The 26,946-nt window shown below is 68.1% G+C and carries 20 protein-coding genes; 17 read left to right on the top strand and 3 right to left on the bottom strand.

Annotated features, from left to right (window positions below; all coding sequences use genetic code 11):
* Positions 1 to 697 precede the first annotated feature (697 nt).
* The 4 genes from ACNJ7E_RS01495 (at position 698) to ACNJ7E_RS01480 (ending at position 5,377) form a co-directional block, all read left to right on the top strand.
* Entirely contained in the window at positions 698 to 2,035 is a 1,338-nt protein-coding gene (locus ACNJ7E_RS01495) for an ice-binding family protein (protein WP_418338876.1), read from the top strand.
* Entirely contained in the window at positions 2,032 to 2,739 is a 708-nt protein-coding gene (locus ACNJ7E_RS01490; protein WP_418338875.1) for a class F sortase, read from the top strand. Before ACNJ7E_RS01495 ends, ACNJ7E_RS01490 begins: the two co-directional genes overlap by 4 nt.
* A gap of 220 nt (positions 2,740 to 2,959) precedes the next feature.
* Entirely contained in the window at positions 2,960 to 4,399 is a 1,440-nt protein-coding gene (gene proS, locus ACNJ7E_RS01485) for a proline--tRNA ligase (protein ID WP_280779281.1), read from the top strand.
* Between the two features lie 132 nt (positions 4,400 to 4,531).
* Entirely contained in the window at positions 4,532 to 5,377 is an 846-nt protein-coding gene (locus ACNJ7E_RS01480; protein WP_280779282.1) for a hypothetical protein, read from the top strand.
* 48 nt (positions 5,378 to 5,425) lie between these two features.
* On the opposite strand, the gene ACNJ7E_RS01475 is transcribed toward ACNJ7E_RS01480, so the two are convergent.
* The gene (locus ACNJ7E_RS01475) at positions 5,426 to 6,601 is read right to left on the bottom strand and encodes an MFS transporter (RefSeq protein ID WP_418338874.1); all 1,176 of its coding nucleotides are present in this window, start codon (positions 6,599 to 6,601) and stop codon (positions 5,426 to 5,428) included.
* A gap of 142 nt (positions 6,602 to 6,743) precedes the next feature.
* Between ACNJ7E_RS01475 and ACNJ7E_RS01470 the strand changes: the two genes are divergently transcribed.
* A complete protein-coding gene (locus tag ACNJ7E_RS01470) occupies positions 6,744 to 8,105 on the top strand; it encodes an amidase (protein WP_418338873.1) in 1,362 nt (453 codons plus the stop codon).
* 23 nt (positions 8,106 to 8,128) lie between these two features.
* Here the strand turns inward: ACNJ7E_RS01470 and ACNJ7E_RS01465 are convergent, their stop codons facing one another.
* A complete protein-coding gene (locus ACNJ7E_RS01465) occupies positions 8,129 to 9,316 on the bottom strand; it encodes a CaiB/BaiF CoA transferase family protein (protein WP_418338872.1) in 1,188 nt (395 codons plus the stop codon).
* A 183-nt stretch (positions 9,317 to 9,499) separates the two neighbouring features.
* Here ACNJ7E_RS01465 and ACNJ7E_RS01460 point away from each other — a divergent pair, with 183 nt between their 5' ends.
* Together ACNJ7E_RS01460 and ACNJ7E_RS01455 are read left to right on the top strand one after the other, a co-directional pair.
* Entirely contained in the window at positions 9,500 to 10,618 is a 1,119-nt protein-coding gene (locus tag ACNJ7E_RS01460; RefSeq protein ID WP_418338871.1) for an XdhC family protein, read from the top strand.
* 135 nt (positions 10,619 to 10,753) lie between these two features.
* Complete coding sequence (locus ACNJ7E_RS01455; RefSeq protein WP_418338870.1) at positions 10,754 to 11,326, top strand: hypothetical protein; 573 nt, start codon at positions 10,754 to 10,756, stop codon at positions 11,324 to 11,326.
* Between the two features lie 18 nt (positions 11,327 to 11,344).
* Here the strand turns inward: ACNJ7E_RS01455 and ACNJ7E_RS01450 are convergent, their stop codons facing one another.
* On the bottom strand, positions 11,345 to 12,178 hold the full coding sequence (locus tag ACNJ7E_RS01450) for an NmrA/HSCARG family protein (RefSeq protein WP_418338869.1): 834 nt from the start codon (positions 12,176 to 12,178) through the stop codon (positions 11,345 to 11,347).
* A gap of 307 nt (positions 12,179 to 12,485) precedes the next feature.
* On the opposite strand from ACNJ7E_RS01450, the gene ACNJ7E_RS01445 reads away from it, so the two are divergent.
* The 10 genes from ACNJ7E_RS01445 (at position 12,486) to ACNJ7E_RS01400 (ending at position 26,937) form a co-directional block, all read left to right on the top strand.
* Positions 12,486 to 14,189, top strand: a complete 1,704-nt coding sequence (locus tag ACNJ7E_RS01445; RefSeq protein WP_418338868.1) for a PucR family transcriptional regulator — start codon at positions 12,486 to 12,488, stop codon at positions 14,187 to 14,189.
* 164 nt (positions 14,190 to 14,353) lie between these two features.
* The gene (locus ACNJ7E_RS01440) at positions 14,354 to 15,781 is read left to right on the top strand and encodes a uracil-xanthine permease family protein (protein WP_280779291.1); all 1,428 of its coding nucleotides are present in this window, start codon (positions 14,354 to 14,356) and stop codon (positions 15,779 to 15,781) included.
* 76 nt (positions 15,782 to 15,857) lie between these two features.
* Positions 15,858 to 16,769: an FAD binding domain-containing protein gene (locus ACNJ7E_RS01435; protein ID WP_280779292.1), complete on the top strand. Its 912-nt coding sequence runs from the start codon at positions 15,858 to 15,860 to the stop codon at positions 16,767 to 16,769.
* A gap of 2 nt (positions 16,770 to 16,771) precedes the next feature.
* On the top strand, positions 16,772 to 17,416 hold the full coding sequence (locus ACNJ7E_RS01430; RefSeq protein ID WP_378470270.1) for a (2Fe-2S)-binding protein: 645 nt from the start codon (positions 16,772 to 16,774) through the stop codon (positions 17,414 to 17,416).
* Positions 17,413 to 19,911, top strand: a complete 2,499-nt coding sequence (cutA, locus tag ACNJ7E_RS01425) for an aerobic carbon-monoxide dehydrogenase large subunit (RefSeq protein WP_418338866.1) — start codon at positions 17,413 to 17,415, stop codon at positions 19,909 to 19,911. The genes ACNJ7E_RS01430 and cutA overlap by 4 nt, the downstream gene beginning before the upstream one ends.
* Positions 19,908 to 20,564 (top strand): SRPBCC family protein, encoded by a 657-nt coding sequence (locus ACNJ7E_RS01420; protein ID WP_418338865.1) that lies wholly within the window; start codon positions 19,908 to 19,910, stop codon positions 20,562 to 20,564. Before cutA ends, ACNJ7E_RS01420 begins: the two co-directional genes overlap by 4 nt.
* Positions 20,565 to 20,745: 181 nt before the next feature.
* Positions 20,746 to 22,848: a hydantoinase/oxoprolinase family protein gene (locus ACNJ7E_RS01415; RefSeq protein WP_418338864.1), complete on the top strand. Its 2,103-nt coding sequence runs from the start codon at positions 20,746 to 20,748 to the stop codon at positions 22,846 to 22,848.
* Positions 22,845 to 24,794 (top strand): hydantoinase B/oxoprolinase family protein, encoded by a 1,950-nt coding sequence (locus ACNJ7E_RS01410; RefSeq protein WP_208960951.1) that lies wholly within the window; start codon positions 22,845 to 22,847, stop codon positions 24,792 to 24,794. Before ACNJ7E_RS01415 ends, ACNJ7E_RS01410 begins: the two co-directional genes overlap by 4 nt.
* A gap of 4 nt (positions 24,795 to 24,798) precedes the next feature.
* Entirely contained in the window at positions 24,799 to 25,611 is an 813-nt protein-coding gene (locus ACNJ7E_RS01405; protein WP_418338863.1) for an NmrA family NAD(P)-binding protein, read from the top strand.
* An 81-nt stretch (positions 25,612 to 25,692) separates the two neighbouring features.
* Positions 25,693 to 26,937 (top strand): IS30 family transposase, encoded by a 1,245-nt coding sequence (locus tag ACNJ7E_RS01400; RefSeq protein ID WP_489686813.1) that lies wholly within the window; start codon positions 25,693 to 25,695, stop codon positions 26,935 to 26,937.
* Positions 26,938 to 26,946: the final 9 nt, after the last annotated feature.

Below are 26,946 nucleotides of genomic sequence, written 5' to 3'. Positions count from 1 at the left end.
AGGCACATGTTGAGTGTTACGCGAAGTATCGGAAAATTCTGTCTGCCCACATTTACGACCGGAGCGGACGGAACTTGAAGCTGACACATTGAAAGATAGCACGCGTGATCGCAATGTAACTTGCTACCCAGAAAATTAAAAAATGCGGGAATGGTGACATCGGTCCGAAAAGATGGATGACTTACTGTTCCTGTAATTGTTTTACGCCGGGTACCGTACCGCCGGTATGAAATGGCATGCAATGTAGCTTGGTAACAATATTTCAATCTAACTTATCGAACGTCCAACCCATATAAATTAGCGAACCTTGCTGTACGTCCAACCAACAAAAGAAGCGAACCTTGCTGTACGTCCAACCGAAAAGCGAAACGTGCACTGCCAGGTATGATCCGGGGTTCTCCTGCTCAGGCGCGTGCTTCTCGTTCTTGTGAAGAGCAATACTTTTCCCGTGACGGCGGCGGTCACGCCTCTTCGGTCGACAGTTTCCAAATCGACGAATTCCCGCGAAGCGCGGATTCGCCATTCGGGCGTAAATTAATTGATAACCGACACACCGCGCCGGTCGTTGACACATACCGGGTGGTTTGCGAATGATTCCTGCCATCAACCGCTCCACGGTGAGGGGAAATTCGTGACATCGGTGCACACTTCGATCCAGGCGCGTTCTCGGCGTCGCTGGTTTGTGGCGGGGGCGGCCATGGCGACCGCCACGGCTGTGATCGTCTTCGGTGGAGTCGCGTCAGCGGCTCATCCTCCGGTCGGACTGGGGACAGCCAACTCCTTCGCGGTATTGGCGGGCCAAACGGTCACCAACACCGGCCCGTCGATCATCTCCGGGGACCTGGGTGTCAGTCCGGGCAGCGCGGTCACCGGCTTTCCGCCGGGAACGGTGATCAACGGCACGCAACACGTTGCCGATGCCGTTGCGCTGCAGGCTCAATCCGATCTGACGACGGCATACAACGATGCGGCCGGCCGGCCGGCCACCGCGGCGGCGCCCCCCGATCTCGGTGGCCTAACCCTGGTCGATGGCACCTACAACACGGCCGGCCCGATGGGTCTGACCGGCACCGTCACCCTCGATGCGCAGGGTGATCCCAACTCGGTGTTCATTTTTCAGGCCGGATCCACGTTGATCACCGCGTCGGGCAGCACGGTCGCTCTCATCAACGGGGCCTCCCCGTGCAACGTGTTCTGGCAGGTGGGTAGTTCAGCGACCCTGGGGACCAACACCACGTTCGTCGGAACCATCATGGCGTTGACCTCGATCTCGGTGCAGACCGGCACCACCGTGAACGGCCGCGTACTGGCACGCAATGGTGCGGTCACTCTGGACAACAACACCATCTCCCGGCCCAACTGCGTCACGCCGCCGCCGACGTCCACGACGACACCGCCGCCGACCACGACAACCACGACAACGGCACCGCCGACCACGACAACCACGACGACGGCACCGCCGACCACCACCACTACGACCGTCACCAACGGTCCCATCATTCCGATTCCCATTCCGATCCCCATCCCCATTCCGATCCCCCCCGGCGGAGGCATTCCCGGCATCCCCGGTGTCCCCGGTGTCCCCGGAATTCCCGGCCCTCCCGCTCCTCCGGGCCCGCCGGCACCCCCTGGCCCTCCGGCTCCTCCGGCTCCCCCGGCTCCCCCCGCTCCCCCCGCTCCTCCGGCTCCTCCGGCTCCCCCCGGCGGTCCTGGCGGACCTGGTGAACAGGGCGGACCCGGTGAACAGGGCGGACCCGGCGAACAAGGTGGCCCGGGTGAGCAAGGTGGCCCGGGTGAGCAAGGTGGCCCGGGTGAGCAAGGCGGACCCGGCGAACAAGGCGGACCCGGCGGCGGAGGCAAGGGCGGCCCTGGTGGCAACGGGTACATCATCCCCAAGGGGCATCCGGAAACGGGGGCCGGCGGCACCACTCCCCACTCCGATGACAACGTTCTCCGCTCCCTCGCAGGTCTGGCCCTGGCCGGATCGGGCATAGCGGCAGGCCAGGGAGCCCGACTGCGCAGGAGGCAGCGATGAGCGACCCGAGCCCCGAATACCCAGAGCCCGTCCCGGGCCCCGAGTGGCCAGGGCCCGAGGGGGCGATGGGCAGGGTGAAACGCTGGTGGGTGGTGGCAGCGGTCCTGATACTCATCGCGACGGCTGTCCTCGCCCTGCGAAGCTATCAGGAGTCGGGAGATCCCCAGCTCGGACAGCCATCCGTGACCGACACCGTGCCGGCACCCTCCGACGGGGCGTCCGGCCCGGCACCGGTCGCGCTGCGGATCCCCGCGCTGGGGGTGGACGAAACACTCATCACTCTTGGACTCAATCCCGACGAAACAGTCGAGGTGCCCACCGATTTCGACAAGCCGGGGTGGTACAAGTTCGGGCCGGCTCCGGGCCAGCTGGGTTCGGCAGTGATCCTGGGGCACGTCGATTCCTATGAGGGTCCGGCGGTGTTCTACCGATTGAAAGACCTCGAGGCGGGAGACTCGATCGAGGTGAGCTTGGCCGACGGCACCATCGCTCATTTCGCGGTCACCAAGGTGGAGACGTACCCGAAGACGGAGTTCCCGGCCGAGGAGGTGTACGGCTCGCACGGTGATGAAACGCTGCAACTGGTCACCTGTGGGGGAGAGTACGACGCGGACGCCCGCAGCTACCTGTCCAACATCGTGGCCTACACCTCTCTGGTTGATACCGACGGAGGGGAAGCTCCGGCCGCTGCCGGCCAGAAATGATCTGGAAACCGGGAAGTTCACGGGAGGTGAGCATTCGGCCCACCGTGGTCGGTTGTGGAGGCACGCTGCGGACTCGACGAGACTGTGGGGTACGACCCCGCGCAGGTTCTCGGCACGTCGAGATGTAGTCGATCAATCTTGTCGCCGCAGCCCCGACGACCGGCAGCCGGGTGCGCCAGGACCGACCGTGGCGCGCACCTCCCGAGTAGTCTGTCTGGGCATGGCACGGGATGAGCGTGGTGTGACAGCCCAGAGTGAGGACTTCGCTGCCTGGTACAACGAGGTGGTGTTCAAGGCGGGTCTCGTGGATCGAGGTCCGGCCAAGGGCACCATGGTGATTAGGCCGTACGGGTACCGGCTGTGGGAGCTGTTGCAGTCCGAGCTGGACCGTCGCATCAAGGACACCGGTCACGAGAATGCATACTTCCCGTTGCTGATTCCGGAAAGCTACCTGGGCCGGGAGGCCGAACACGTCGAAGGGTTCTCCCCGGAACTGGCGGTGGTCACTCGTGCCGGCGGGAAAGTTCTCGAGGAGCCGTTGGTGGTGCGGCCGACGTCGGAGACGGTGATCGGCGAGATGATGGCCAAGTGGATCAGCTCGCACCGCGACCTGCCGCTGCTGTTGAATCAATGGGCGAATGTGGTGCGGTGGGAGTTGCGGCCGCGAATGTTCCTGCGCACGACAGAGTTTCTGTGGCAGGAGGGTCATACCGCGCACGTCGACGAGGCTGCCGCCCGCCGCGAGACGATGCTGGCCCTGGACATCTATCATGAGGTGGCGCGTGAGTTGGCCGCGATCCCGGTCGTTCCGGGTGAGAAGACACCCGGCGAACGGTTCGCCGGTGCGGTGGCGACCTACACGATCGAGGGCATGATGCGTGACGGCCGTGCACTGCAGTCCGGCACCTCGCATTACATGGGCACCAAGTTCGCGTCGGCGTTCGACATCCGGTTCACCAGCGAGGAGGGCCGAGAGAAGCTGTGTCACACCACGTCCTGGGGAATGAGCACCCGGATGATTGGTGGCATCGTCATGACTCACGGCGACGACAAGGGCCTGGTGTTCCCGCCGCGGTTGGCGCCCCACCAGGTGGTGATCGTGCCGATCACCCGCGGCGGCAACGTCGCGGTCGAGGAAGCGGCCGACGAGCTGGCCCGCCGCCTGCGGTCGGTAGGGGTGCGGACCCATGTCGATGCCCGTCCCCACCTCACCCCGGGTTTCAAGTACAACGAGTGGGAGATGCGCGGCGTCCCGGTCCGGCTCGAGCTCGGCCCGCGAGATCTGGAGGCCCGCACCGTGATGATGGTGAAACGGCTCGGCGACGACGGCAAGCAGGCCGTGCCGATCGACTCCCTGCCCGAGACCATGCCGGGGGTCCTGGACGACTTTCAGGCCTTCCTGCTCGCTCGGGCCACCGCGTTCCGCGACGACCACACCCGAACCGTCGACAACTGGGAGGATTTCGCGGACGCGGTGTCGACCGGGTGGGCACTGGCCCTGCACTGCGGGATTGCCGCGTGCGAGGAGGAGATCAAGTCCCTCACTGCTGCCACCCCGCGATGTGTTCCGCTCGGCGGCGAACCGGAGGCAGGTGGGTGCGTGCGATGTGGCGCGGCGTCGGCGTATGGCAAGCGGGTGATCTTCGGGCGAGCGTACTGACGGGGCGTACGTACAGGGGTGGCTATCACCACCCCTCGGGGGACTATTCGAAGGCCGGGCACTCGACGGACGCTGGGGATCTCGAAAACCGACTACTCGGAGAGAAACCCCACGACCGAAAGGAACCCCCCCATGCCCCGCATCCTCGGTGCCACCGTCCCTGACGTCCACGAACACGATCCGCCGGGCGCGGCCCTGCCCGCCGTCGAATCCGTCCACAAAGAGGTCCGTCACCACTGGGCCTTCGCCCGGATGGGCCTGTACCTGCTGCTCGCCTCACTACCGCTGCTCGCGATCTCGGCGCAGGTGTTCGGTGTCGTGCCGATGAATGCCACCGGTGCGCTGGTGATCATTCCGCTCGCCGCCACCCTCGCCGTGTTGTGCGTGTTCGCTCCGCACCCGATCGACCGCATCGTCGGCCACGGCCTCGGCTGGGGGATGTTCGCGTGTCTGGCCTACGACGTCTTCCGCCTCGACACCGTGTATCTGCTCGGGTTGTGGGGCGACTTCATTCCGAAAATGGGTACGTGGCTGCACTCGGGAACCGACACCCGGACCGGCGCGATCGTCGGCTACCTGTGGCGGTACCTCGGCGACGGCGGCGGCATCGGAATCGCCTTCTTCCTCATCGCCCTCGCGCTCGGCCTCCAACATCGGTCACGCCGCGTCGTCCTCCTCGCGTTCGTCACCTTCGCGGTGTTCCCGGTGTGGGCCGGGCTCATCGGAACGGTCGCCCTGTCGCCGCACGGACAGCACGACATGTTCCCGCTCACGCCGACGACGATCACGTTGTCGCTGGTCGGGCACCTGATCTTCGGGCTCGTGCTCGGCCTCGGCTTCCTGCGCGCGCGGGGCCGCCTCGGCCAGCACTGGCCGTGGCCGCCGCTGCTCCCGGTGCGGTCGCGGGCCGGTACGCCACGGCCGCGCAGTGAGGCGCTGGTGCCCGCATGCGGCGAGTGCGGCGCGACCGAACGATAGGACCCTCCCCAGGTGAGTGGCGAAGCGTGCTCGGGCACGTTTCGCCACTCACGTGTGGGTGAGGTGCCGGTCCTTCACCTTCCGGCCCACCGCCACGGACAGCAGCATCAGCAGTGCCGCCCCCACGAAGCAGGTGGCGTAACCGAGGTGCGGGGCGAGGAGTGAGATGACCAACGGGACGGCGAAGCCGACGTAGATCAGGCAGTAGAACACCGCCACGGTCTGCGCGAGTTCGTCTGCCGGTGCCAGTCTTTCGACGGACGCGAGACCGGAACCGAGCAGGATGCCGTAGCAGGATCCGAGGAGGAAGGCCGCGGCGACGATCGCGGCGACGGCCGGCGCCCCGTCCGTGTACGCGACCACGGTCGCGGCGCCGAAGCCCAGCACCCCGAGGGTGATGCCGACCCGGATTCCGGCGGCGGCGTCGTCCTGCTGCGACCACCGTTTGGCCCACGGCTGGATCACCGCACCGGTGATCAGGGTCAGCGCCGCGACGAGCCCGGTGAAGGCCACCGACGTGGACCGCAGCGACTCGGAGACGAGCGGCGGAAGGGTCGCGAACGACACGGTCGCCACACCGAACACCCACGGTGCCCAGGGTGCGATGCCCCATCGGAACTGGGGTGTCGCCAGCGCCGACAGGGGTGTGGCGGTGAGGTCGGTCGCCCGGACCCGAACGTCGGGCACCGCCCACACCAGCGCCAGGGCTCCGAGCATCAGCGCGATGTGCACCAGGTACGGGAGCAGTTCGGGGGCGGGGAGCCACTGCGCGATCACGCCGGCGAACAGGGCTCCGCAGCCGAATCCCGCGGACAACGACACGGCGGCGCGGCGTGCACCCGCCCCGGCCGGGGCGGTGGAGCCGAGTTCCTTCATCCAGGCGGTGCCGGCGCCGAACGCCATGCCGGACGCGAGTCCGGCCAGCACCCGGCCCAGGTAGAGCAGGTCGGGGACGGCGGCGCCCGCGATGAGGACGAGGGAGGAGACGATGCCGACGGGGATCATCGGGCGGATCACCGCGCGCCGCCCGAACCGGTCGGACACGCGCCCGAAGTACAGCAGAGCGGGCACCAGCCCGACGACGTACGACGCGAGCATCGCGGTGAACGAGCCGTTGCCGAGACCGAGATGTTCGCGGTAGACGAGCTGCATCGGGGCGAACTGGTTGGCACCCCAGCTGACCGCGAACAGCGCGGCGGCGAGGCGGACCCAGGGCGGAAGCATCACCTGATCCTCCCAGAGCCCGTAGCGCGGCGAAGTATCAACTCTTCACAGCTCGGGCCACGGATTCCTGTGCACACTGGCCGTGTGCGGCGGGTCCGGCGATGTCTAGCGTCGACCCCTGAGCACGAGCCGAGGAGGACATGTGTGGGGTAACGACGGCAGTTGGGTCGGCTCGGACGCGCAGACGATCGCCCGCGCGGTGACGAACCGGGAGGTGTCCGCGAGCCAGGTGCTCGACGACCACCTGGCGCACATCAAGGCCCGCAACCCGGAGCTGAACGCCGTCGTCACCGTCGCGGAGGATCAGGCGATCCGGGCCGCCGACGACCTCGACATCCGGATCGGCCGAGGGGAGGACGTCGGTCCGCTGGCCGGGGTCCCGTTCACCGTGAAGGACCTGATCGCGACGGCGGGTGTCCGGACGACGGCGGGGTCGCGCGCGCTCGAGCACAACGTGCCTTCTGTCGACGCGCCCGCGGTGGCCGCGATGAGGGCGGCCGGCGCGATTCTCGTCGGGAAGACGAACACCCCGGAGTTCGGGGCCAGCGGTCTGACGCACAACGACTTGTTCGGGTACACCGTGAACCCGCTGCGGCCCGGCGGTGTCTCCCGCTCCCCTGGCGGTTCGAGCGGCGGCGAGGCGGCGGCGATCGCGTCCGGGATGAGTGTTGTCGGTCTCGGCACCGACTTCGGCGGCTCGGTCCGCTGGCCCGCCCACTGCACGGGTCTGCGGTCCGTGCGCCCGACGATCGGCCGGGTGGACCCCGACGGACAGTATCCCGGCGTCCCCTCGGGCGAGCACCTGCTGACCAATCCGGCGACCATGCACGGCACGCTGCAGACGATCGGCCCGATGGCGCGGACACTGGACGACGCGGCGCTCGTGCTGCGGGCGCTCTCGTCCCGGCAGTACCGCTGGACGGACCCGGCTTCGGTGGACCTTCCGCGTCTCGACATCACGTGGGCGCCCGGCGACGGGACCGTCCCGGTGGACACGGAGATTGTCGCGGCCGTGGCCGGTGCCGCCGGACGGCTCGGTGCCCGACCGTACCGGGGGGCGGCGCTGTCGGAGGGGAACGAGCTGTTCGGTACTTTGCGTTCGGTCGAAACCCACACCGACATAGAAGAACTCGGCATCGACTTCGGAACGAACATCACCACGATGCTCGCCGACGCACGGGACGTGGACCGGCGCCTGGTCGAGCGACTGTGGGCGCAGCGAGCGGAACTCGTCCACCGATTGCTCGGCGAGATGGGCGACGTGCTCGTCCTTCCCGTCGCCTCGATCCCGGCGCCACCGCTCGGCGAGGAACTGTTCGACGTCGGTGGGCAGTCGCTCACGTGGGCTCAGGCCCTGGCGAGTTGCCGCGCGATCAGCGTGACGGGTCTGCCGTCCGTCGTCGTTCCGGTGGGAAGCACCCGGTCCGGGTTGCCGATCGGTGTGCAGGTCGTCGCGCGCCCGTGGTGCGAGCACGTGGCGTTGGCCGTGGCCGCCCGGTTGTGAGGCGACCACGGCCGACGCGGGTGTCAGATCACCCGGTCTCGCCGCAGGCCCTCGATGTCTTCGTCGCTCAGCCCGAAATCACCGAGCACCTCGGCCGTGTCCTGTCCCAGCACCATCGGCGGCGCATTCCGGATGGGCAGCGTCTCGTCGTCCACCCAGAACGGACCACGGACCAGCGGCACTTCACCGCCGTTCGGTGTGGCCACCGGCTGCACCATCTTCAGCGCCTGCACCTGCGGGTCGGCGAAGGCCTGATCGATCGTGTGGACGGGACCGCACGGGATGCCCGCCGCGCGAATCGCCGTCACCCATTCGGCGGCCGGCCGCACGGACAGCAGTTCGAGGAGTTCCTTGGTGAGCCGATCGCGGTGCGCGAGTCGTGACTGGCCGGTGCGGTATTCGGGCCGGTCGGCGAGTTCGGGATCCCCGAGAACCTGGCACAGCGACTCCCAGTGCCGATCCGAGCCGGTCGCGATGATGATGGGGAAATCGGCCGTGTCGAACGTGCCGTACGGCGTGATCGTCGGGTGCGTGTTGCCGTTCGGCTCCGCGACGCGTCCGGTGCTCAGATAGTTCTGCGCCTGGAACGACATGATCGACAGGGCCGATTCGAGCAGCGACGTCTGCACGTGATGGCCGGCGCCGTCACGGCCCCGCGACACGAGTGCCGCCGTGATGCCCAGCGCCGCATAGATACCGGAAACCGTATCGATGATCGGGATGCCGACGCGCATCGGCGTGTGGGCGCCCGCGCCGGTCACCGACATCAGACCCGACATGCCCTGCGCCACCTGATCGAGTCCCGGGGAGAACTGCTCGGGTCCGGTCGGGCCGAAACCACTGACACTCATGACGATCACTCCGGGATTGTCCTCGGCGAGCGACTCCTGATCGAGTCCCATGTCCGCGAGGACGCCGGGTCGGAAGTTCTCGACGATGACGTCCACGTCGACGGCCATGCGGCGCAGCAGTTTCCGACCCTGCTCGCTGCGCATGTCGAGCGCGACGGACCGTTTGCCGCGGTTGACGGAGGCGAAGTACAGGCTGTCGCTGCCGTCGAACGGCGGCCACTGCCGGGAACTGTCGCCACCGGAACGGGTCTCGACCTTGATGATGTCGGCGCCGAAATCGGACAGCAGTGCCGTGCACAGCGGACCGGCGAGGGCCCGCGTGAGGTCGAGGACCCGGATCCCGCTGAGCAACTGGTTCATGGTGGATCCTCGGTTCTCTGTGAAGGAAGGGGGACCGTCCGAGAATTGCGGACCCGCCGATCGATAGCGATGGCGAGAATGCACAAGCGGCCGCTGGGGATTTCGGCGCATTGTGTGCCGCGACGGCCGGTCGCCGCCGGTTAGCGTGAGGGTCCCGACGAAGCACCCGAGGAGTACGAGACGATGCGCGACATCCTGACGGGCCTGCAAGCGTGGTTCGATCGTGGCGAGAACTTCGTCCTCGCCACGGTGGTGCGCACCTGGAAGTCGTCTCCGCGGGCACCGGGCGCGGCGATGGCCGTGTCGGAATCCGGTGAGGTGCTCGGAAGTGTGTCCGGTGGGTGTGTCGAGAGCGCGCTGTACGAGACGGCGCGGGACGTGCTGGCCGACGGGCGCAGCCGGACCGAGGTGTTCTGCGTGGCGGACGACGACGCGATCGGTGTCGGTCTGACGTGCGGCGGCACCATCGAGGTGTTCGTTCAGCGTATCGGGCACAACGACTTCCCGGACTTCGCGGACGTGGCGCGCAGGATCCGCGGCGGTGAGCCGATCGCCGTCGTGACGGAGACCGGCGACGGAGCACGGACCCGGCGCTGCGTGATCACCGGGGACGGGGCCGCGGGCGACCTCGACCTGCCCGAGACCGATGTCGATAATGTCCGCCGTCGCCTCGACGCCGGTGAGTCGCGGGTGTATCAGCTGCGGTCCGAGACGGTGTGCATGGTCGAGATCTTCGCGCCCCCGCCGCGGATGTACATCTTCGGGGCCATCGACTTCGCGGCGGCCATGTGCACGCTGGGCGCGTTCGCCGGCTACCACGTCACGGTGATCGACGCCCGCGCCGTGTTCGCGACGCGCGCCCGGTTCCCGGACGCCGACGACGTCGTCGTGATGTGGCCGCACGGGTTCCTCGAGACCGCGCCGGTCGACCACCGGACGGTCCTCGCGGTGCTCACCCACGACGAGAAATTCGACATCCCACTGCTGGAGCTGGCCCTGCGATCGGACGCCGCGTACATCGGCGCGATGGGCAGCCGGGCCACGCACGAGCGCCGGGTCGCGCTGCTGCGGGAACAGGGGACGACCGCGGCGGAGCTGGCTCGGCTGCACTCCCCGATCGGCCTCGACCTGGGCGCGCGCACTCCCGAGGAGACCGCGGTGTCGATCCTCGCCGAGATGATGAAGACGACCCGGGGCACCACCGGGCTCGAGCTCCAGCAGCTGAGCGGTCCGATTCACCGTGATGTCGAAGTCCAGGAGTGCGTAGCCGGCGGGCCACCAGTCGCATCACGGCGTGGGTAATCGGACGCAGTTTCGGGTAACCGGACGTGGAGCGACGACGCGGGACGTCAAGGCGGTGGAAGGGGCGTCTCCCGCGCCGGTATGGAACCCCTGCGGCGGCACCCAGTCCTTCCTTTCACCCGATATAGAGGCCTCATGAACATCATCACCGCACTTCCCCTGGCCATACTGCGCGCGCAGTACACGATCGTGCGCTACCCCCTTCACCTGATCGACGAACAGGTCATCGCACACCTGGCACCCGCAGCACCGGCCCGACGGCTGTACCGGGGCGGCCTCGGCCTGCTCGATTGCGCCGTCGGTAGCGTTCTGGGTCACCAGGACCGTGCCCATCGTGGCGCCGACGCCCCACCCCGCATCACCCTGGTCGCCGGCACCGCCCCCGACACCGATGACGATCCCGGCGCCTCGGATATCGCTGCCGCCGAGGTCGAGACCGCCTCTCGGTCCGCGGCCGTAGGGAACGCCGAGCTGAACGAGAAGGCGGCCCATCAACTCGACACCGATTCGCTCGCCGAGAACCTCGACGACGTAGCCGACACCGCCGACCCGGCGACCACCACCGTCATAACCCGGCTTGCGGACGCCGCGAGCACCGAACCCGACACGACACTGACCGGTGAGCTGGCCGACCGCGTAGCCGAACTCGCCCGCGCCGACACCCCACCACCGGGCACCCGGACAACCCCGACCGGCAAACGCCACTAATCTGCGGAGATCACGCGGTCACGCCAACTCGGCTGCCCAATCGGCGAAGCTCTGCCACCCCACCTCGGGGTAGAGCCGGCGCAGTTCGCCGATGTTCGCGTCGTACCCGGTGTCGGTAAGGAAGCGGAACATCGCGCGCATGTCCGGCGATGCGATGGCGTCCGCGTCGGACGCATGGGCATGAACCGGCGTGCCCAGTACCTCGCTGAGCACCTCGGCCATCCGACGTGGCGTCGGATCGTCCGACGCCAGGTCGATTCGTGTCCGGGAAAACCGGTCCGGATCGTCGAACACGAGGGCGACGAACCGACCGAGGTCCCGGCGCGACAACTGCTGCAGCGGGGTGTCGACCGGCAGAGGCAGATCGAGCCGGCCTCGGCGGATGCTGTCGAGGCCACCGAGCAGGTTGTCATAGAAGTAGGTCGGCCCGACGATCGTGTACGAGACCGAGGAGTCTCGCAGCAACGACTCGGTAGCAGCCTTCGTGTCGAAATGTGGGACCCCGGTGCTCTTGTCCGCGTCGGCCACCGAAGAAAACACCACGTGGGGAACACCGGAATCACTGAACGCGCCGACAAGCGCGGCACCCTGAGCGATTTCCGCCTCCGGGCCGTCCTCGAAAGGCGTTGTCATGGCGAACACGCCCGCGCACCCCTCGACGGCTGACGCGATCGCCGCCCGATCGGTGATATCAGCCACGGCAATGTCGACGCCTCGCAGGCGCAACGCGTCTGAGCGCGAAGAGCTTCGACGGACCAGCGCTCGTACCTCACGTCCTCGTTCGAGGAGCGCGTCGACGACGGCGCCTCCTTGACCACCCGTTGCTCCGACGACTGCATACGGCTCATTCATGGGCACAAGATCTCTCCTTCTCGACCGCGCCAGCCTACTCGCAGGCTCCGGCCGCTCACCGCGACGTCTGCCCTGGTCGGTGCGACGACGGTTGTGATCCGGTCCGGGTTGAAAGCACGCGACCTGCCCGGCTGTGCGGTAGGCGCACGCCAGATGCCGATCCACGAGTTGCCCTTCGTGTACATAGGTTTCGTACGCATCCGAGTGCGCCGCGTGACCGTCGTTTGACGGGTATTCGGTTTCGACTTAAGGTCACACTTTCGCGCCATTCGGGGCGAGTATCGGATCAGGTGAGCAGGGTGTTGCAGTGACGGCGAGGGATGTCGGTAGTTCCGCTCCCGGGTTCCGCGCAGCCGCCGACACCGGCGACGGGCCTGCTCGGGACGTTGCGCCGCAACCGTTCGCCGACGTGCTGGTGTCCGATCTCCTCGTCTCCCCGACCCTGGTCGCCGGCGAGACCGGCACCTCGCGTGAGGTGTCGAACGTCGCCGTGATGGCGGTGCCGGACATCGGACCGTGGCTCCGCACCGGGCAGTTGCTGCTCACCACGTCCGCGGTTCTCGGCCGGCTGGTCGAGCCGATCGACGCGTTTCTCGCCCGACTCGACAGGCGGGGCGTCTCCGGGCTCGCCGTCCGGCTCGACGACCCCACCGCGACGCTGCCGGCCGAGATGTCCGATGCGGCCGACGAACTCGGGCTTCCCGTCGTCGTGGTCGCGGACCTGTACTCGCAGACACACCCGCTGGCGGCTGCGCTCGCGGAGTTGTCGGCCCGGCAGGTCGACGCCGTGTTCGAGGCGGACCGGCTGCGGAGAGTGCTCGTCGACGCCGTGATGGCCGGCGGAGGGTTCGCCGAACTCGCCGACGCCGTCCACGGTGAACTGGGCGGGGCCGTGCTGATCACGACACCCGACGGACGTCAGTTGTGCCGGGCCGGGGACGAGTCCGAGCTGAACCGGCTGGCGTCGAGTGCGGCGCTCGACTCCACCGGGCGGGTCCGCACCGATTCGACGGAGGGCGGGCTCGGCCTGCACCGGCTGGGCGACGAGTTCATCGCCGTCTCAGCGATTTCGGCCAACGGCATCGATCACGGGCGGCTGGTGCACTTCAGCACCGGACGCCCGCTGCGCAGCGAAGACCTGTATCTCGTCGAGCAGGCGGCGGCGGTGTGCGCCCTGGTGGTGGCCCGCGAACTGGTCGTGTCCTCGGTGGAGGAGAAGCACCGCGCGAACTTCGTGCGGGACCTGCTGCTCGGCCGCGGTGGCGAACACGAGCACGTCGTCGCGCACGCCAAGACGTTCGGCTGGGACCTGGACCGTCCCGTGGTCGTCGTGGTGATCGAACCCGATCCGGTCGGTGAGGACGAGCCGTCGATGCCCACCCGGATGCCGCTCGTCGAGCGACAGGCGCGGGCATTCACGAGTGCCGTCGCGGGCCGTGACACGGGTGCCGCGGTCACCGCGCTGGCGACGGAGACGGTGATCCTGATGGGGGTCGGCACCGACACGATGAACCTCGTCCACGAACTCGTCGCGTACGTGCGCGGCGACGGCGGGGGTGGGCGCCGGCCCTTCGGGGTGGGGGTGTCCCGGCCGACGGACTCGGTGGACGGCATCCCGGCCCTCTACGGCCAGGCCCGGACCGCGCTGAAGGTGGGACGGCAGATCACCGGCGCCTGGGCCGTGACGCATTTCGACGACCTCGGTGTCTACCGACTGCTGAGCCTCGTCGAGGACGACCGGGAACTCGAGTCGTTCGCGCAGGAGACCCTCCGCGAACTGACGGCCGACACACCCGAGGCGCAGGACATGCGGCGCACCCTCGAGGTGCTGCTCGCCACCAACATCAACATCGCCGAAACCGCACGTCAGCTCCACTTTCACTACAACACCCTGCGGTACCGGGTGGTGAAGCTGGAGAAGATGCTCGGGTCGTTCACCGATCACCCCGAATTGCGCCTCGACCTGTCGCTCGCCCTCAAGATCATGGCGATGCGCGGCATCAATTCCTAAAGTTGCCAATTTCGCCGGGCACGCACTGGCAGATTCTTCTCACGCCGGGTGGCTGACGCTGTAATAACGTTGCCCTCCTATCGAGGTGCAACTGTGACATGCGGCACATCATCGAAGCTGGCCGCCGGCACCCCTGCACCGTCACCTGTCTGAAAGGTCCCCCTATGCCTATCTGGACACTGCACGGAGATGGCAAGACCATCGCGCCCGGGGAGGTCGTCGCCCCGAGCGAACGGCTCAGCTGGGGTCGCACGATCGGGCTCGGCGGGCAGCACGTGGTCTCGATGTTCGGGGCCACGTTCGTCTTCCCGATCATCATGGGTCTCAATCCTCAACTGGCCGTGATGTTGTCGGGATTCTGCACCCTCTTCTTCCTGCTGGTCGTCAAGGGCCGGATTCCCAGTTACCTGGGAACGTCGGCCGCGTTCGTCGGCGGCATCGCCGCCATCCGCGCCCAGGGCGGCACCTCGGCGCAGGTGACCGGGGCGATCCTGGTGTCGGGTCTCGTGCTCGCCGGGATCGGCGTGCTGATCCACTTCCTCGGCGGCGGGGTGGTGTTCAAGATCCTGCCGCCCGTGGTCACCGGTGCCGTCGTCATGCTGATCGGGTTCAACCTGGCCCCGGTCGTCGCCGGAACGTACTGGCCGCAGGACCAGTGGGTCGCGTTGACGGTGATGGTCGTGCTGGTGGTGGCGAGCGTCGCGCTCCGCGGATTCCTCGGGCGGGTCGCGATCTTCCTGACGCTGCTCTTTGGATACGTGCTGTCGTGGGTGCTGGACCTGACGACCGGCATGATCACGTCGTACGACCCGGTGGCCGGCGGGGTCACCGAGCACTTCCGCGTCAACTGGGACGGCGTCTCCTCGGCGTCGTGGATCGGGCTTCCGCCGTTCTCCGACGAGGCGAACGGCATCGTGGGCATCCACGCGCCGTCGTTCAGTCTCACGTTCATCGTCCTCGTGCTGCCCGGTGTGATCGCCCTGATCGCGGAGAACGCCGGGCACGTCAAGGCCGTCGCCGAGATCACCAAGACCGACCTCGACCCGATGATGGGACGCGCCCTGATCGGCGACGGCCTGGCCACCACCATCGCGACCAGCGTCGGCGGATCCCCCACGACGACGTACGCCGAGAACATCGGCGTCATGGCCGCGACGAAGGTGTATTCGACGGCCGCGTACGCCGCGGCAGGCGTCATCGCGATGCTGCTGGGTTTCTCCCCCAAGTTCGGTGCCGTCATCTCCGCGACCCCCGGCGGTGTGCTCGGCGGAATCACGGTGGTGCTCTACGGGATCATCGGCCTGCTCGGCGCGAAGATCTGGAAGGAGAACGGCGTCGACTTCGGCAACCCGCTCAACCTGATGCCCATCGCCGCCGGCCTGATCATCGCGATCGGTGACACGGAGCTGACGTTCACGGACAGTTTCTCCCTCAGCGGCATCGCGCTCGGCACCATCGTGGTGATCGGGATGTACCACCTGTGCCGCGTCATCGCCCCGAAGGACGCCGACGACGCGGGGGCAGGCCGTCACACCCCGAAGCCCACCGCGGACGACGGAACGGCCCCGGATCGGGTCGGTCAGCTCACGTGATCTGCCATCGGTGGGACGTGAGTTTTGTCACTAGTTCACGAAACGTCGAGCGCACGATACGGGCAGGATCTGAGGAATGAAACCGTCGCCACTGACTTATCACCGACCTCGGTCGATCGACGAGGCCTGTCAGATCCTCGCGGACGTGGCTCACGAGGGAAAGGTGCTCGCGGGTGGGCAGTCGCTGATCCCGTTGCTGTCCATGCGGCTGGCCGCGCCGGCGCACCTCGTCGACATCGGATCCATCCCCCGGCTGGACGCGGTGTCGTCGTCACGTGAGCTCGGTGTCACGTTCGACGCACTGACCACCCATTCGGTGCTCGAAGCCGACCGCGGCGCCGCCCAGGTGCAGCCGCTGATCGGCCGCGGACTGCGTCTCGTCGCACACCCGACCATCCGTAACCGCGGCACGACGGTCGGCTCGATCGTCCACGCCGACCCGTCCGCCGAGATGCCGGCCGTGCTGGCGCTGCTCGGCGGCTCGGTCACCGTGCGTTCGGTGCGAGGGGTCCGGGAGATCCGCTCGACCGACCTGTTCGCCGGGCCGCTCGAAACGACGCTCGAGGCGGACGAGATCGCCACGAGCGTCACCGTCCCGGCCGCCGAACCCGGTGTCGGGACGGCGATCGACGAGATCGCCCGCAGGCACGGCGACTACGCACTCGTCGGGGTCGCGGCGCAGGTGCGGGTCGAACGCGGTGCGGTTTCGGAGGCCCGGATGACGTACGTGTCGGCCGGCGAACTCGGTGAGGTCGTCGACTACACGGACGTGCTGCGGGGTGCGTCCGCGACGGACGACCGGGACCCGTTGTGGCGGAATCTGTCCGAGTTCGCGCGGGAGCGGATCGACACCGAGCCCGACATCCACGCCACGGCGCGGTACCGGTCGCAGTTGGTGGCGGCGCTGACCGCCCGGGTCGGGTTCGCGGCCGCGCAGGATGCAGTACTCGACGGTGCCGCCGTGCACGCGTCGGCGGGAGGAAGGTGACCATGGCAAAGGCAACGGGCAGCATCGACGAGCAACTCGCCGAACTGCAGGAGGAGACGGGCGAACAGCACGTCGCGGTGACGTTCACGCTCAACGCGGTGACGCAGACGGTGGTGCTGCCGTCGCGCACGCTCGCGTCCGACGCGATCCGGCACCATCTACGCCAGACGGGGACACACGTCGGCTGCGAGCACGGGGTCTGCGGCGCATGCACCGTGCTGCTCGACGGCAAGCCGGTGCGGTCGTGCCTGGTGCTCGCGGCGAGCCTCGAGGGCCGGGAGGTCACCACCGTCGAGGGTCTCGTCGAACCCGACGGCACCCTGCATCCGGTGCAGCAGGCGTTCATCGACTGCCACGGTCTGCAGTGCGGATTCTGCACTCCCGGCTTCGTGACCACCATCGCCGCGTTCCTCGAGGAGAACGATTCACCCACCCGCGAGGAGGCCACCGACGCGATCGCGGGCAACCTGTGCCGGTGCACCGGATATCAGAACATCAGGGCGGCCGTGCTGCGTGCCGCGGAGATCAAGCGCGAGCGTTCGGGCGAGTTCCCGCTCGGCGAGGACGACGAGTCGTCGCGGGCCTCACTCGATCCGAAGGTCCGCGGCACGACCAACCCGGTCGGTGGAAGGGCAGGGCGAGCATGAGCGTCACGAAACCCCGCACCGAGCCCGCGCCCACCACGGGTGCCGACGCGCCCGCCGCGTCGGAGAAGTTGTTCGGCAAGCCGATTCCCCGCACGGAGGATGCCCGGCTCCTGTCCGGCAACGGCCGCTACCTCGACGATCTGGGGCACAACGCGCTCATCGCCGCGTTCGTCCGGTCACCGCACGCGCATGCCCGCATCACGGGGATCGACATCGATGCCGCACTCGATCTGCCCGGTGTGCACGCGATCTACACGTACGACGACCTCGTGGACGACTCCCCGGAGATGGCGGAGAACCTCCCCCTCCTGATCCCGCATCCGGCGATCACCGCCCCGCGCAACGGGTATCCGCTCGCCAAGGACGAGGTGAACCACGTCGGTGAGGCGATCGCGATGGTGGTCGCCGACAACCGGTACATCGCCGAGGACGCGTGCGCCAAGATCGACGTCACGTACGAGATGCTCCCACCGGTCGTGGGCATCGACGTGGCGCGGCAGGCGGGCAACGCGGTGCACGCGGACGTCCCCGACAACGTCGCGGCGCACCTGCAGCACGGATTCGGCGACGTGGACGCGGAACTGGCGAACGCGCCGCACCGGCTGACCCTGAACCTCGAGATCGAGCGGTCGGCGTCGATGCCGATGGAGGGCAAGGGCGTCTACGCGCGCTGGGACACCGACGAGCAGGCGCTCACGTTCTGGACGTCCACGCAGACGTCCACGTCGGCCCGCGCGGCGATCGCGGCACGACTGAAGATGGCGCACAACAAGGTCCACTGCATCGCACCCGACGTCGGCGGTGGTTTCGGCGTCAAGATTGTCCACCCGTGGCCGGAGGAGGTCATGGTCACCTGGGCCGCGCGGCGGCTCGGGACGGCGGGCATCTCGAGCGAGGTCAAATGGGTCGAGGACCGGCGCGAGCATTTCGTGTCGAGCGCGCACGAGCGCGGCCAGATCCAGGAGGTGACGGTCGGATTCGACGACGACGGCACCCTCCTCGCGTTCGACTTCACGTTCTGGCACGACAACGGCGCCTACCTGCCGTACGGCATCATCGTCATGCTGAACACGTCGACGCAGGTGCTCGGGCCGTACAAGCCGAAATCTTTCCGGGTGGACGCGTACTCGCTGTACACGAACACCGTGATCGTCACGCCCTACCGCGGCGCCGGCCGACCGCAGGCCGTGTTCGCGATGGAACGGGCGATGGACGCGATCGCGAAGTATCTCGGCAAGGACGTCATCGAGGTCCGCGAGCACAACTTTATCCGTCCCGAGGAAATGCCGTACGACTTCCACCTCACGTTCCAGGACGGCCGCCCGCTGATCTACGACACCGGCGACTACCAGGCCGGGATCGACAAGCTCAAGACACTCATCGACTGGGACGGGTTCGCCGACTACAAGAAGCAGGCGAAAGCCGAAGGCCGGGCAGTGGGCATCGGGATCGGCGCCTACGTGGAAGGCACCGGGCCCGGCCCGTACGAGGGCGCCCACGTCCTCGTCGAGACGTCCGGGAAGGTCAAGGCCGCAACGGGTCTGACCACCCAGGGTCAGGGCCACCAGACGGCGTTCGCGCAGATCGTCGCGGACGACCTCGGCGTGCCGGTCACCGACGTGGAGATCGTCACCGGCGACACCCGTCGATTCGGCTACGCCGTCGGCACGTTCGCGTCCCGCGGCGCCGTGATGTCCGGATCGGCGTTCCACGTGGCGGCGCAGATGGTGGCCGAGAAGGCCCGCACGATCGCCGGTGAGGCGTTGAACCTCGACCCCGCCGAACTGGAACTTCGCGGTGGGCACGTGTGCAAGATCGGCACGCTGCCCGGCGCCGAGGGCACGTCCATCTCGCTGGGTGTGGTCGCGGTGCTGTCGAATCCGCTGCGCTACGCGTTCGACGACGCGTCGAGGCAGGCCACCGGATTCGCGAAAGCCGACGCCGACATGACGATTCCGCCGGTCCGGGAGGGCGAGCAACCCGGGCTCGAGGCCACCGGCTACTACTCGCCCCCGACGTCGACGTTCGCGTCCGGTGTGCACGCGGCGATCGTCGAAACCGATCCGGTGACGGCGGAGATCCACGTGCGGCGGTACGCCGTGATCCACGACTGCGGCAACGTCATCAATCCGCGGATCGTCGAGGGCCAGGTCATGGGCGCTGTCGCGCAGGGTGTCGGCGGCGCGCTGTACGAAAGGATCGTCTACGACGAGCACGGCCAGATGCTCAACGCGTCGTACATGGATTTCCTGATGCCGTTCGTCACCGAGATGCCCGACTCGCTCGAGATGGACCACACCGTCACCCCGTCCGGTCTCAATCCCCTCGGGATGAAGGGCGCAGGCGAGGCGGGCGTGATCCCGACGTCCGCCGTCATCGCGGCTGCGATCGAGGACGCGGAAGGCATCCCGATCACCTCCATGCCGATATCCCCTTCAGAGTTGTTCGAGCTTCGCCTCGCACACGCGTCGTCACAGAGCAAGGAGAACGAATGAGAATCGCCGGCACCGCCCTACTGACGGCCCCACCGGAGGCCGTGTACGACAACCTGCAGGACGGACGGGTCCTCGCGGCGACCATCCCCGGGGTGCAGTCCCTCGAGCAGCTCAGCGACAACCATTACAAGTTGTCCCTCACCGCGGGTGTCGCGTCCATCAAGGGCACCTATGACGGCGAAGTGATTCTGTCGCAGCAGAATCGGCCCGAGTCGTTCGTGATGACGGCATCGGGTGCGGGCGCCCCCGGCACCGTCAAGGCCGACGTGACGGTGCGGCTCGAGGAACGCGACGGCGGCACCCTGCTCAGCTACGACGCGGACGCCGTCGTCGGCGGCATGGTCGGCGGCGTCGGGCAGCGGATGATCACCGGCGTCGCGAAGAAGATGGCCGGGGTGTTCTTCAAGGGCATCGACGGCGTGATCGCCAACGGCATTCCGGCGGCCGAGGTGGCCGCGGCGCCGGGCGAGGCTCCGGCGGTCGCCGGCGTCGCGGAGGCGGCCCCGGTTCCCGCGGCAGCCGCCGCGCGGGTGCGGGTGCCCGAGGGCACCTCCACGGCAACCGTTCTCGCGTCGGCCGCGCTCGGCGCCGGCATCGCCCTCGCCGGTGTTCTCGTCGGCGGCATCCTCGTGCGGGGCACCTGCGCGAAGTAGCGCCGCAAACACCTCGTCACACAGCACCCCGAACCGTCCGGTTCGGGGTGCTGTCGTCTGTCCGGGCCATCCGGGCACGGGCAGCGCCGAACGAGGACCGGTGAGTTCGGCGATATGTGACAAAGAAACCGGCCGGCGGAAGCGGTGCAATTGCCTTACAGAGACGAGCCCAGGAGGAATCGTGGAATCCAGAAAGATTCGGGTCGGTATCGACACCGGCGGAACATTCACCGACGTCGTGGCTGTGGACGAGGAGTCCGGAGCCGTCGTCACCACCAAGACACCCTCGACGCCTGCCGACCCGGCGCAGGGATTCCTCACCGGAATCGAGAAGGTGCTCGCCAAGCTCGGCGAGACCGGCGACGCGATCGGCGCCGTCAGCCACGGCACCACCGTCGCCACCAACAAGCTCCTCGAAGGCAAGGTCGAGAACCTCGGGTTCATCACCACCGAGGGTTACGAGCACGTCCTCGAGATCGCCCGCCAGTCCGTCCCCGACGGCTACGGCAACTCCTACTTCTGGGTCAAGCCCGACCGCATCGTCCCCGCCGACCGCGTCCGCACCATCGGCGGCCGGCTCGCGTTCGACGGCAGCGAGATCCGTCCCCTCGTCGAGGACGACGTCCGCCAGGCCGCCCGCTTCTTCGCCGAGCGCGGCATCCGCACCATCGGCGTGTGCCTCATGCACTCCTACGCCGACCCGAGCCACGAGAACCGCGTCCGGGATCTTCTGCTCGAGGAATACCCCGAGGCCACGGTGAGCATCTCCAGCCAGGTGCTGCGCGAGTACCGCGAATACGAGCGGTCCATCACCACGCTGGTCGACGCGGCCGTGAAGCCGAACATCCGCAACTACGTGAACAACATCGCGAACCGGCTGCGCGAGTTCTCCTCCGACGAGGGCGAGGCCCGCGACATCCCGTTCTACGTGATGAAGTCGAACGGCGGCGTGCTCTCCGCCAAGGAGGTCGTGCACCAGCCGATCACGACGGTGCTGTCCGGCCCGGCGGCCGGCGCACTCGGGGCGGCGCTCATCGCGAGTGTCGCGGGTGTGGAGCAGGTCCTCACGTGCGACGGCGGCGGAACGTCGACCGACGTCACCGTCGTGGTCCGCGGTGAGCCCGCGCTCACCACCGAGGGGCGGGTGGGGGCGTACCCGTCGAAGATCCCGATGATCGACGTCGTCACCGTCGGCGCCGGCGGCGGCTCCATCGCCTGGCAGACCCCCGAGGGCACGCTCCGCGTCGGACCGCAGTCGGCGGGCGCCGACCCCGGCCCGCTCTGCTACGGCAAGGGCGGCAGCGAGCCGACGATCACCGACGCCCACGTGCTGCTCGGCCGCATCCCACCCCACCTGCTCGGCGGCGAGATCCCCCTCGACACCGAACTGGCCCGCAAGGGCGTCGAGCAGCTCGCCCACCAGTTGAAGCTCGACTTCGAGGCGTGCGCCACCGGCATCCTCGAGGTGTCGGCGTGGAACCAGGCCAACGCGCTGCGGCAGATCACGGTCAAGCGCGGCCTCGACGTCCGCGACTTCACCCTGGTCACGTTCGGCGGATCCGGTTCGCTGCTCGCCTGCCGGCTGGTCGACATCCTCGGTCTCAAGGACGTCCTCGTCCCGCTGAACCCGGGCAACGTGTCCGCATTCGGGCTGCTCACGGTCGACGTCCGCAACGACTACGTGCAGACCCACGTCTGCAGGCACGACCGCCTGAAGATCGAGGAACTGCAGTCGGGGCTGGACGCGCTCGCCGCCGAGGCGGAACGCGCACTCGCCGACGAAGGCTTCGGCGAGGCGGAGCGCAAGTACGCGCGCTCGGCCGACCTCCGCTACCTCGGCCAGGCCTTCGAGGTGCGGGTGCCCGTCGGTGAGGGTCCCGTCACGCAGGAGTTGATGGACGACGCCGCGGACAGGTTCCACCAGGCGCACAAGGAGCTGTACGGCTACGACTTCCGCGGCGACCCCCACCAGCACGTCGAGTGGGTGAACCTCCGCGTCAGCGGCATCGGCCCGATCAAGCGCCCGACGCTCAACGAGATCGCGGCGGGGACCGGAGCCGAATCCGCCGTGACCGGCACCCGTCCGGCGTACTTCGACGAGTGGGTCACCACCCAGGTCTACGACCGGGCCCGGCTCGGCGCGGGCGACGTCCTCGAGGGTCCGGCGGTGATCGAGGAATTCAGCTCGACCATCCCCGTGCACCCCGGTTTCCGGGCGAGGATCGACACCTTCGGAAACATCCGCATCACCAAGATCGCCGACTCGAACGGAGCGAACCGATGACCGTCACCACCGAACCCGTTGCAGTGCAAGCGGTCAAGCCCTACCGGCTGACGCCGGTCGACGGCACGACGCCCGACCCGGTGCTTGTGGAGATCGTCGCCGGCTACCTCGCCAGCGTCGAGATGGAGGTCGAGACGTCGATCTCGCGGACCTCCCGCTCCCCGATGATCCGCGACGCGCACGACTTCCGGGCCGGCATCCACGACCGCAACCTCCGGAAGCTCACGGGCCGTTCGTATTCGGCGCTGGTGCATCCGGTGGCGCGGGACTTCCCGCTCGACACGATGAAGCCCGGCGACGTCTACTTCCACAACGACGTCTACCTGTCCGAAGGCGGCATCGGCCACCTCCCCGACCTCTGCGTCACCGTCCCGGTGTTCGCCACCCGACCGGGCGAGGAGGAACCGTCCGTCGTCGCGTTCGTGCAGGCGTTCGGTCACCACGACGACATCGGCGGCTGCTGCCCGGGATCGATGCCGTCCGGCGCGACCACGGTGTACGAGGAGGGCCTGATGGTCCCGCCGATCAAGCTGTGGGATCAGGGGGTGCCCAACGAGGCCGCACTGCGCATCATGACCCGCAACTCGCGGATGCCCGACGCGCTGGCCGCCGACCTCGACGCCGAGTGCTCGGCCTGCCTCATGGGCGCCCGTCGCCTCACCGAGCTGTTCGAGCGGTACGGTTGCGACACCGTCGAGGCCTGCTTCGACGCGATGATGGACGCGACCACCGAGACGTACCGGCGGGAAATCCTCAGCAAGATTCCCAAGGGCGAATACACGTGGGAGGACTACGCCGAACACGACGGCGTCGACGAGCCCATGCTGCACCGGCAGCGGATCACGCTCACCAAGACCGGCCCCGAGGACGAGGGCGGCGAACGCCTCATCCTCGACTTCAACGGCACCGGCCCGCAGGCCAAGGGTCCCATCAACCACTGCGGTGACTACGCCGACGGCAACTTCCTCATCAAGTGGCTCGCGCCGATCCTCCGCAACCTCGCCGACAGTCCCGAGCGGATGGCGGAACTCGACGTCAACGAGGGTGTCGTGCCGTTGATCGAGATGAAGTTCCCGGAGAAGGGCACGCTGATCACCCCGATCTTCCCGGCGCCCACCAACGCCCGGACGTTCGTGATCCTGCGGCTGCTCGGCGTGCTCGCGGGCGTCGTCGCGAAGGCCGTCGACGGGAACATGCCCGCCGACCAGGAGACCATCCGCTACACGGGGGTGTACGGCGAGGACTTCGACGGGCACTCGTACCTGATGCGGGAGGTCCTCGGCGGCGGGTCCGGCGGCAGGCACTACGCGGACGGTGAGGACACCATCCACGTCGTCCCCGACTCGCGGAACCTGCCGACCGAATTCACCGAGAGCCGGTTCCCGTTCATCGTCGAGAAGCTCGGCCTGGCGAAGGACTCCGGCGGCGCCGGACGCTACCGCGGCGGCCTCGGCTACGAGAAGCACATCCGGATGCTCAAGGACGCGAACTTCATGTCCATCGCCGACCGGTCGATCCTCTCCTGCTGGGGAGTCAAGGGCGGCAAGGCCGGACGACCCTTCTCGGTGGTCCTCGACCCGGGCGGCCCGAACGAGCGCGAGTTCGACGCGCTGACCGACGCCGAACCGATCAAGGCCGGCGAAGTGGTGCGCATCCGCACCACCGGTGGCGGCGGCTGGGGCGACCCGCTCGACCGTCCGATCGAGGAGGTCGTCCGGGACGTGCTGTGGGGCAAGGTGTCCGCGGAGGGTGCACGCGTCGACTACGGCGTGGTGCTGGCCTCGTCGACCGGGGAACCGGTCGCGGACGTCGACGCCACGGACGCGCTCCGCGAGCAGATGCGCGCGGACCGCGGCCTCGACGAACCGTTCTTCGACCGCGGTCCCGGCTACGAACGCCTGTCCGGCGGTGCGAAGTTCGCCGAGTTCGACTTCATCGACCGGTGATCCGATGACCGAGTCACTCTCCGGCGGCGCCGAGATCGCCGTCATCGGCGCCGCGGGGAAGACCGGCGCTGCGGTCATGGCGGCGCTCGAGGGGCTCGCCGACGTACGCCGGGTGGTGCACACCGCCCGGCGTCCCGGCGACTTCGCCGTCGACCTCGAAACGGGTGCAGGACTCGAAGAGGCGCTGTCGGGTTGCCGGGGCGTGTACTTCATCGCCCCCAACGTGCACCCCGACGAGCCCGCGCTGCTGCGGAACACGATGCGCGCCGCAGCGTCGGTCGGCGTCGAGCATCTCGTCTACCACTCCGTGGCCTGGCCGTACACCCCGCTCATGCCCCACCACGTCGACAAGGCGCGGTGCGAGGACGCGCTCCGGACGTTCGGCGGGCTCCGGTGGACCGTCCTGCAGCCGTGCGCCTACGCCGAGAATTTCGGGGCTGTGCTGGCGGGCACGGCGACGACCGTCGAACTGCCCTACAGTCCCGACGCGGCGTTCTCGTTCGTCGCACTCGCGGACGTCGCCGAGGTCGCGGCCCGCGTCCTCGCCGAGGGCCCGGACATCCACCACGGCGCGACCTACGAACTCGGCGGCCCGGAGGCCCTCAGCGTGCGGGACCTGTGCGACCGGGCGGGTGGCCCGGTGTCGGTGAAGCAGGTGTCCGTCGACGAGTGGATGTCGCGGCACGGGCGGAACCTGACGGACGACGGTCGCGCCCGGTTGTCCGCGATGTTCGAGTTCTACGACCGGTACGGGTTCCTCGCGGGCGGCGCGATGTTCGAGTCGCTGCTCGGGCGCCCGCCCACCCCCGCCATGTGAGTGGCAAAGCGTGCTGGGGCACACTTTGCCACGGCGGATTCCAGTGAACGTCGCAACACCCGACGCTAATCGGAGGTTGCGATGCACGACTCGACACAGCCCAACAGTGGGCACCCCGGTGTTGCTCTGACGGAGAAGCGGGAACAGTTCGCTCGGCTGATCCGGCAAGGGGTTGGTAACTCCGAGGCGTGCCGCCGTGTCGGAATCAACCGCCGGACCGGGACACGATGGCGGTTCGGGCGCACAATCACCAATACGGCCGGCGAGCCGGTGCACTATCCGCCAGTGACTTCTGACGTTCGCACGCGGCCTCGCTCGCCCCGCTACCTGTCCCTGGACGAGCGGATCATGATCGCAGATCTCCGCCGGGCCGGCTGCGGTGTCCGCGCGATCGCATCCGAGCTCAACCGATCACCGTCGACGATCAGCCGGGAGCTACGCAACAACGCCACCGACAATGAGTACCGTCCGCACGCTGCCCAGCGGCTGGCCGTGCACCGGATCGGGCGCCCTCGCGCCCGCCGCCTCGATACCGACGCCGTCCTGGGCGCGCACGTCGCACAGTTGCTCAGCGACCTGAAGTTCAGCCCGGAACAAGTCGCGCATCAGCTCCGCGTCGATTTCCCCGGCCAACGAAACCGGCATCTGTGCCCGGAGAGCATCTACCAGGCGATTTATGACCAACGGTGCGGCCTGACACGGCCCGCGAAACGGTCCTTGCGGACCGGCCGATACCGGCGTCGCCGCCGCCTGTCGGGCTTGGAACGTCGCGGCCGGTTGACGAATATGACGATGATCGACCAACGACCCGACGAGGCGGCCGACCGCAGCGTGCCCGGGCATTGGGAAGGTGATTGCATCATGGGAGCGGGGAACAAGACGGCGATCGGCACGCTGGTCGAACGACGAAGCCGGTACTGCATGCTGATTCACCTTCCCGGCCGAAACCGTGCCCAGGAACTTCGTGACGGCATCGCGGCGGCGATGGCAGCACTGCCGCCGCAGCTTCGGAAGACCCTGACCTGGGATCAGGGCAAGGAGATGGCATTGCACCAGCAGATCTCCGCCGAGACCGGCCTGGACGTGTTCTTCTGTGACGCCCACTCGCCGTGGCAGCGCGGCAGCAATGAGAACCTCAACGGGCTTCTGCGTCAATACTTTCCCAAGAGCAGCGACCTCGGCATCTATACGCCGGAGCGTCTGGTCGAGGTTGCCTCCCAGTTGAATAGTCGACCCCGCAAGACCCTGGAGTGGGCAACTCCGGTCTCGCTTCTTACTGAGATACCGTCATCCCACGACAGGCCCAACTGTTGCGACGTTCGCTAGATTCTGCCC

Origin of the sequence: Rhodococcus mengyinensis (assembly GCF_048381435.1) — a bacterium.
Taxonomy (GTDB): Bacteria; Actinomycetota; Actinomycetes; order Mycobacteriales; family Mycobacteriaceae; genus Rhodococcus_F; species Rhodococcus_F opacus_D.
This window is presented reverse-complemented; position numbering and strand designations above follow the sequence as displayed.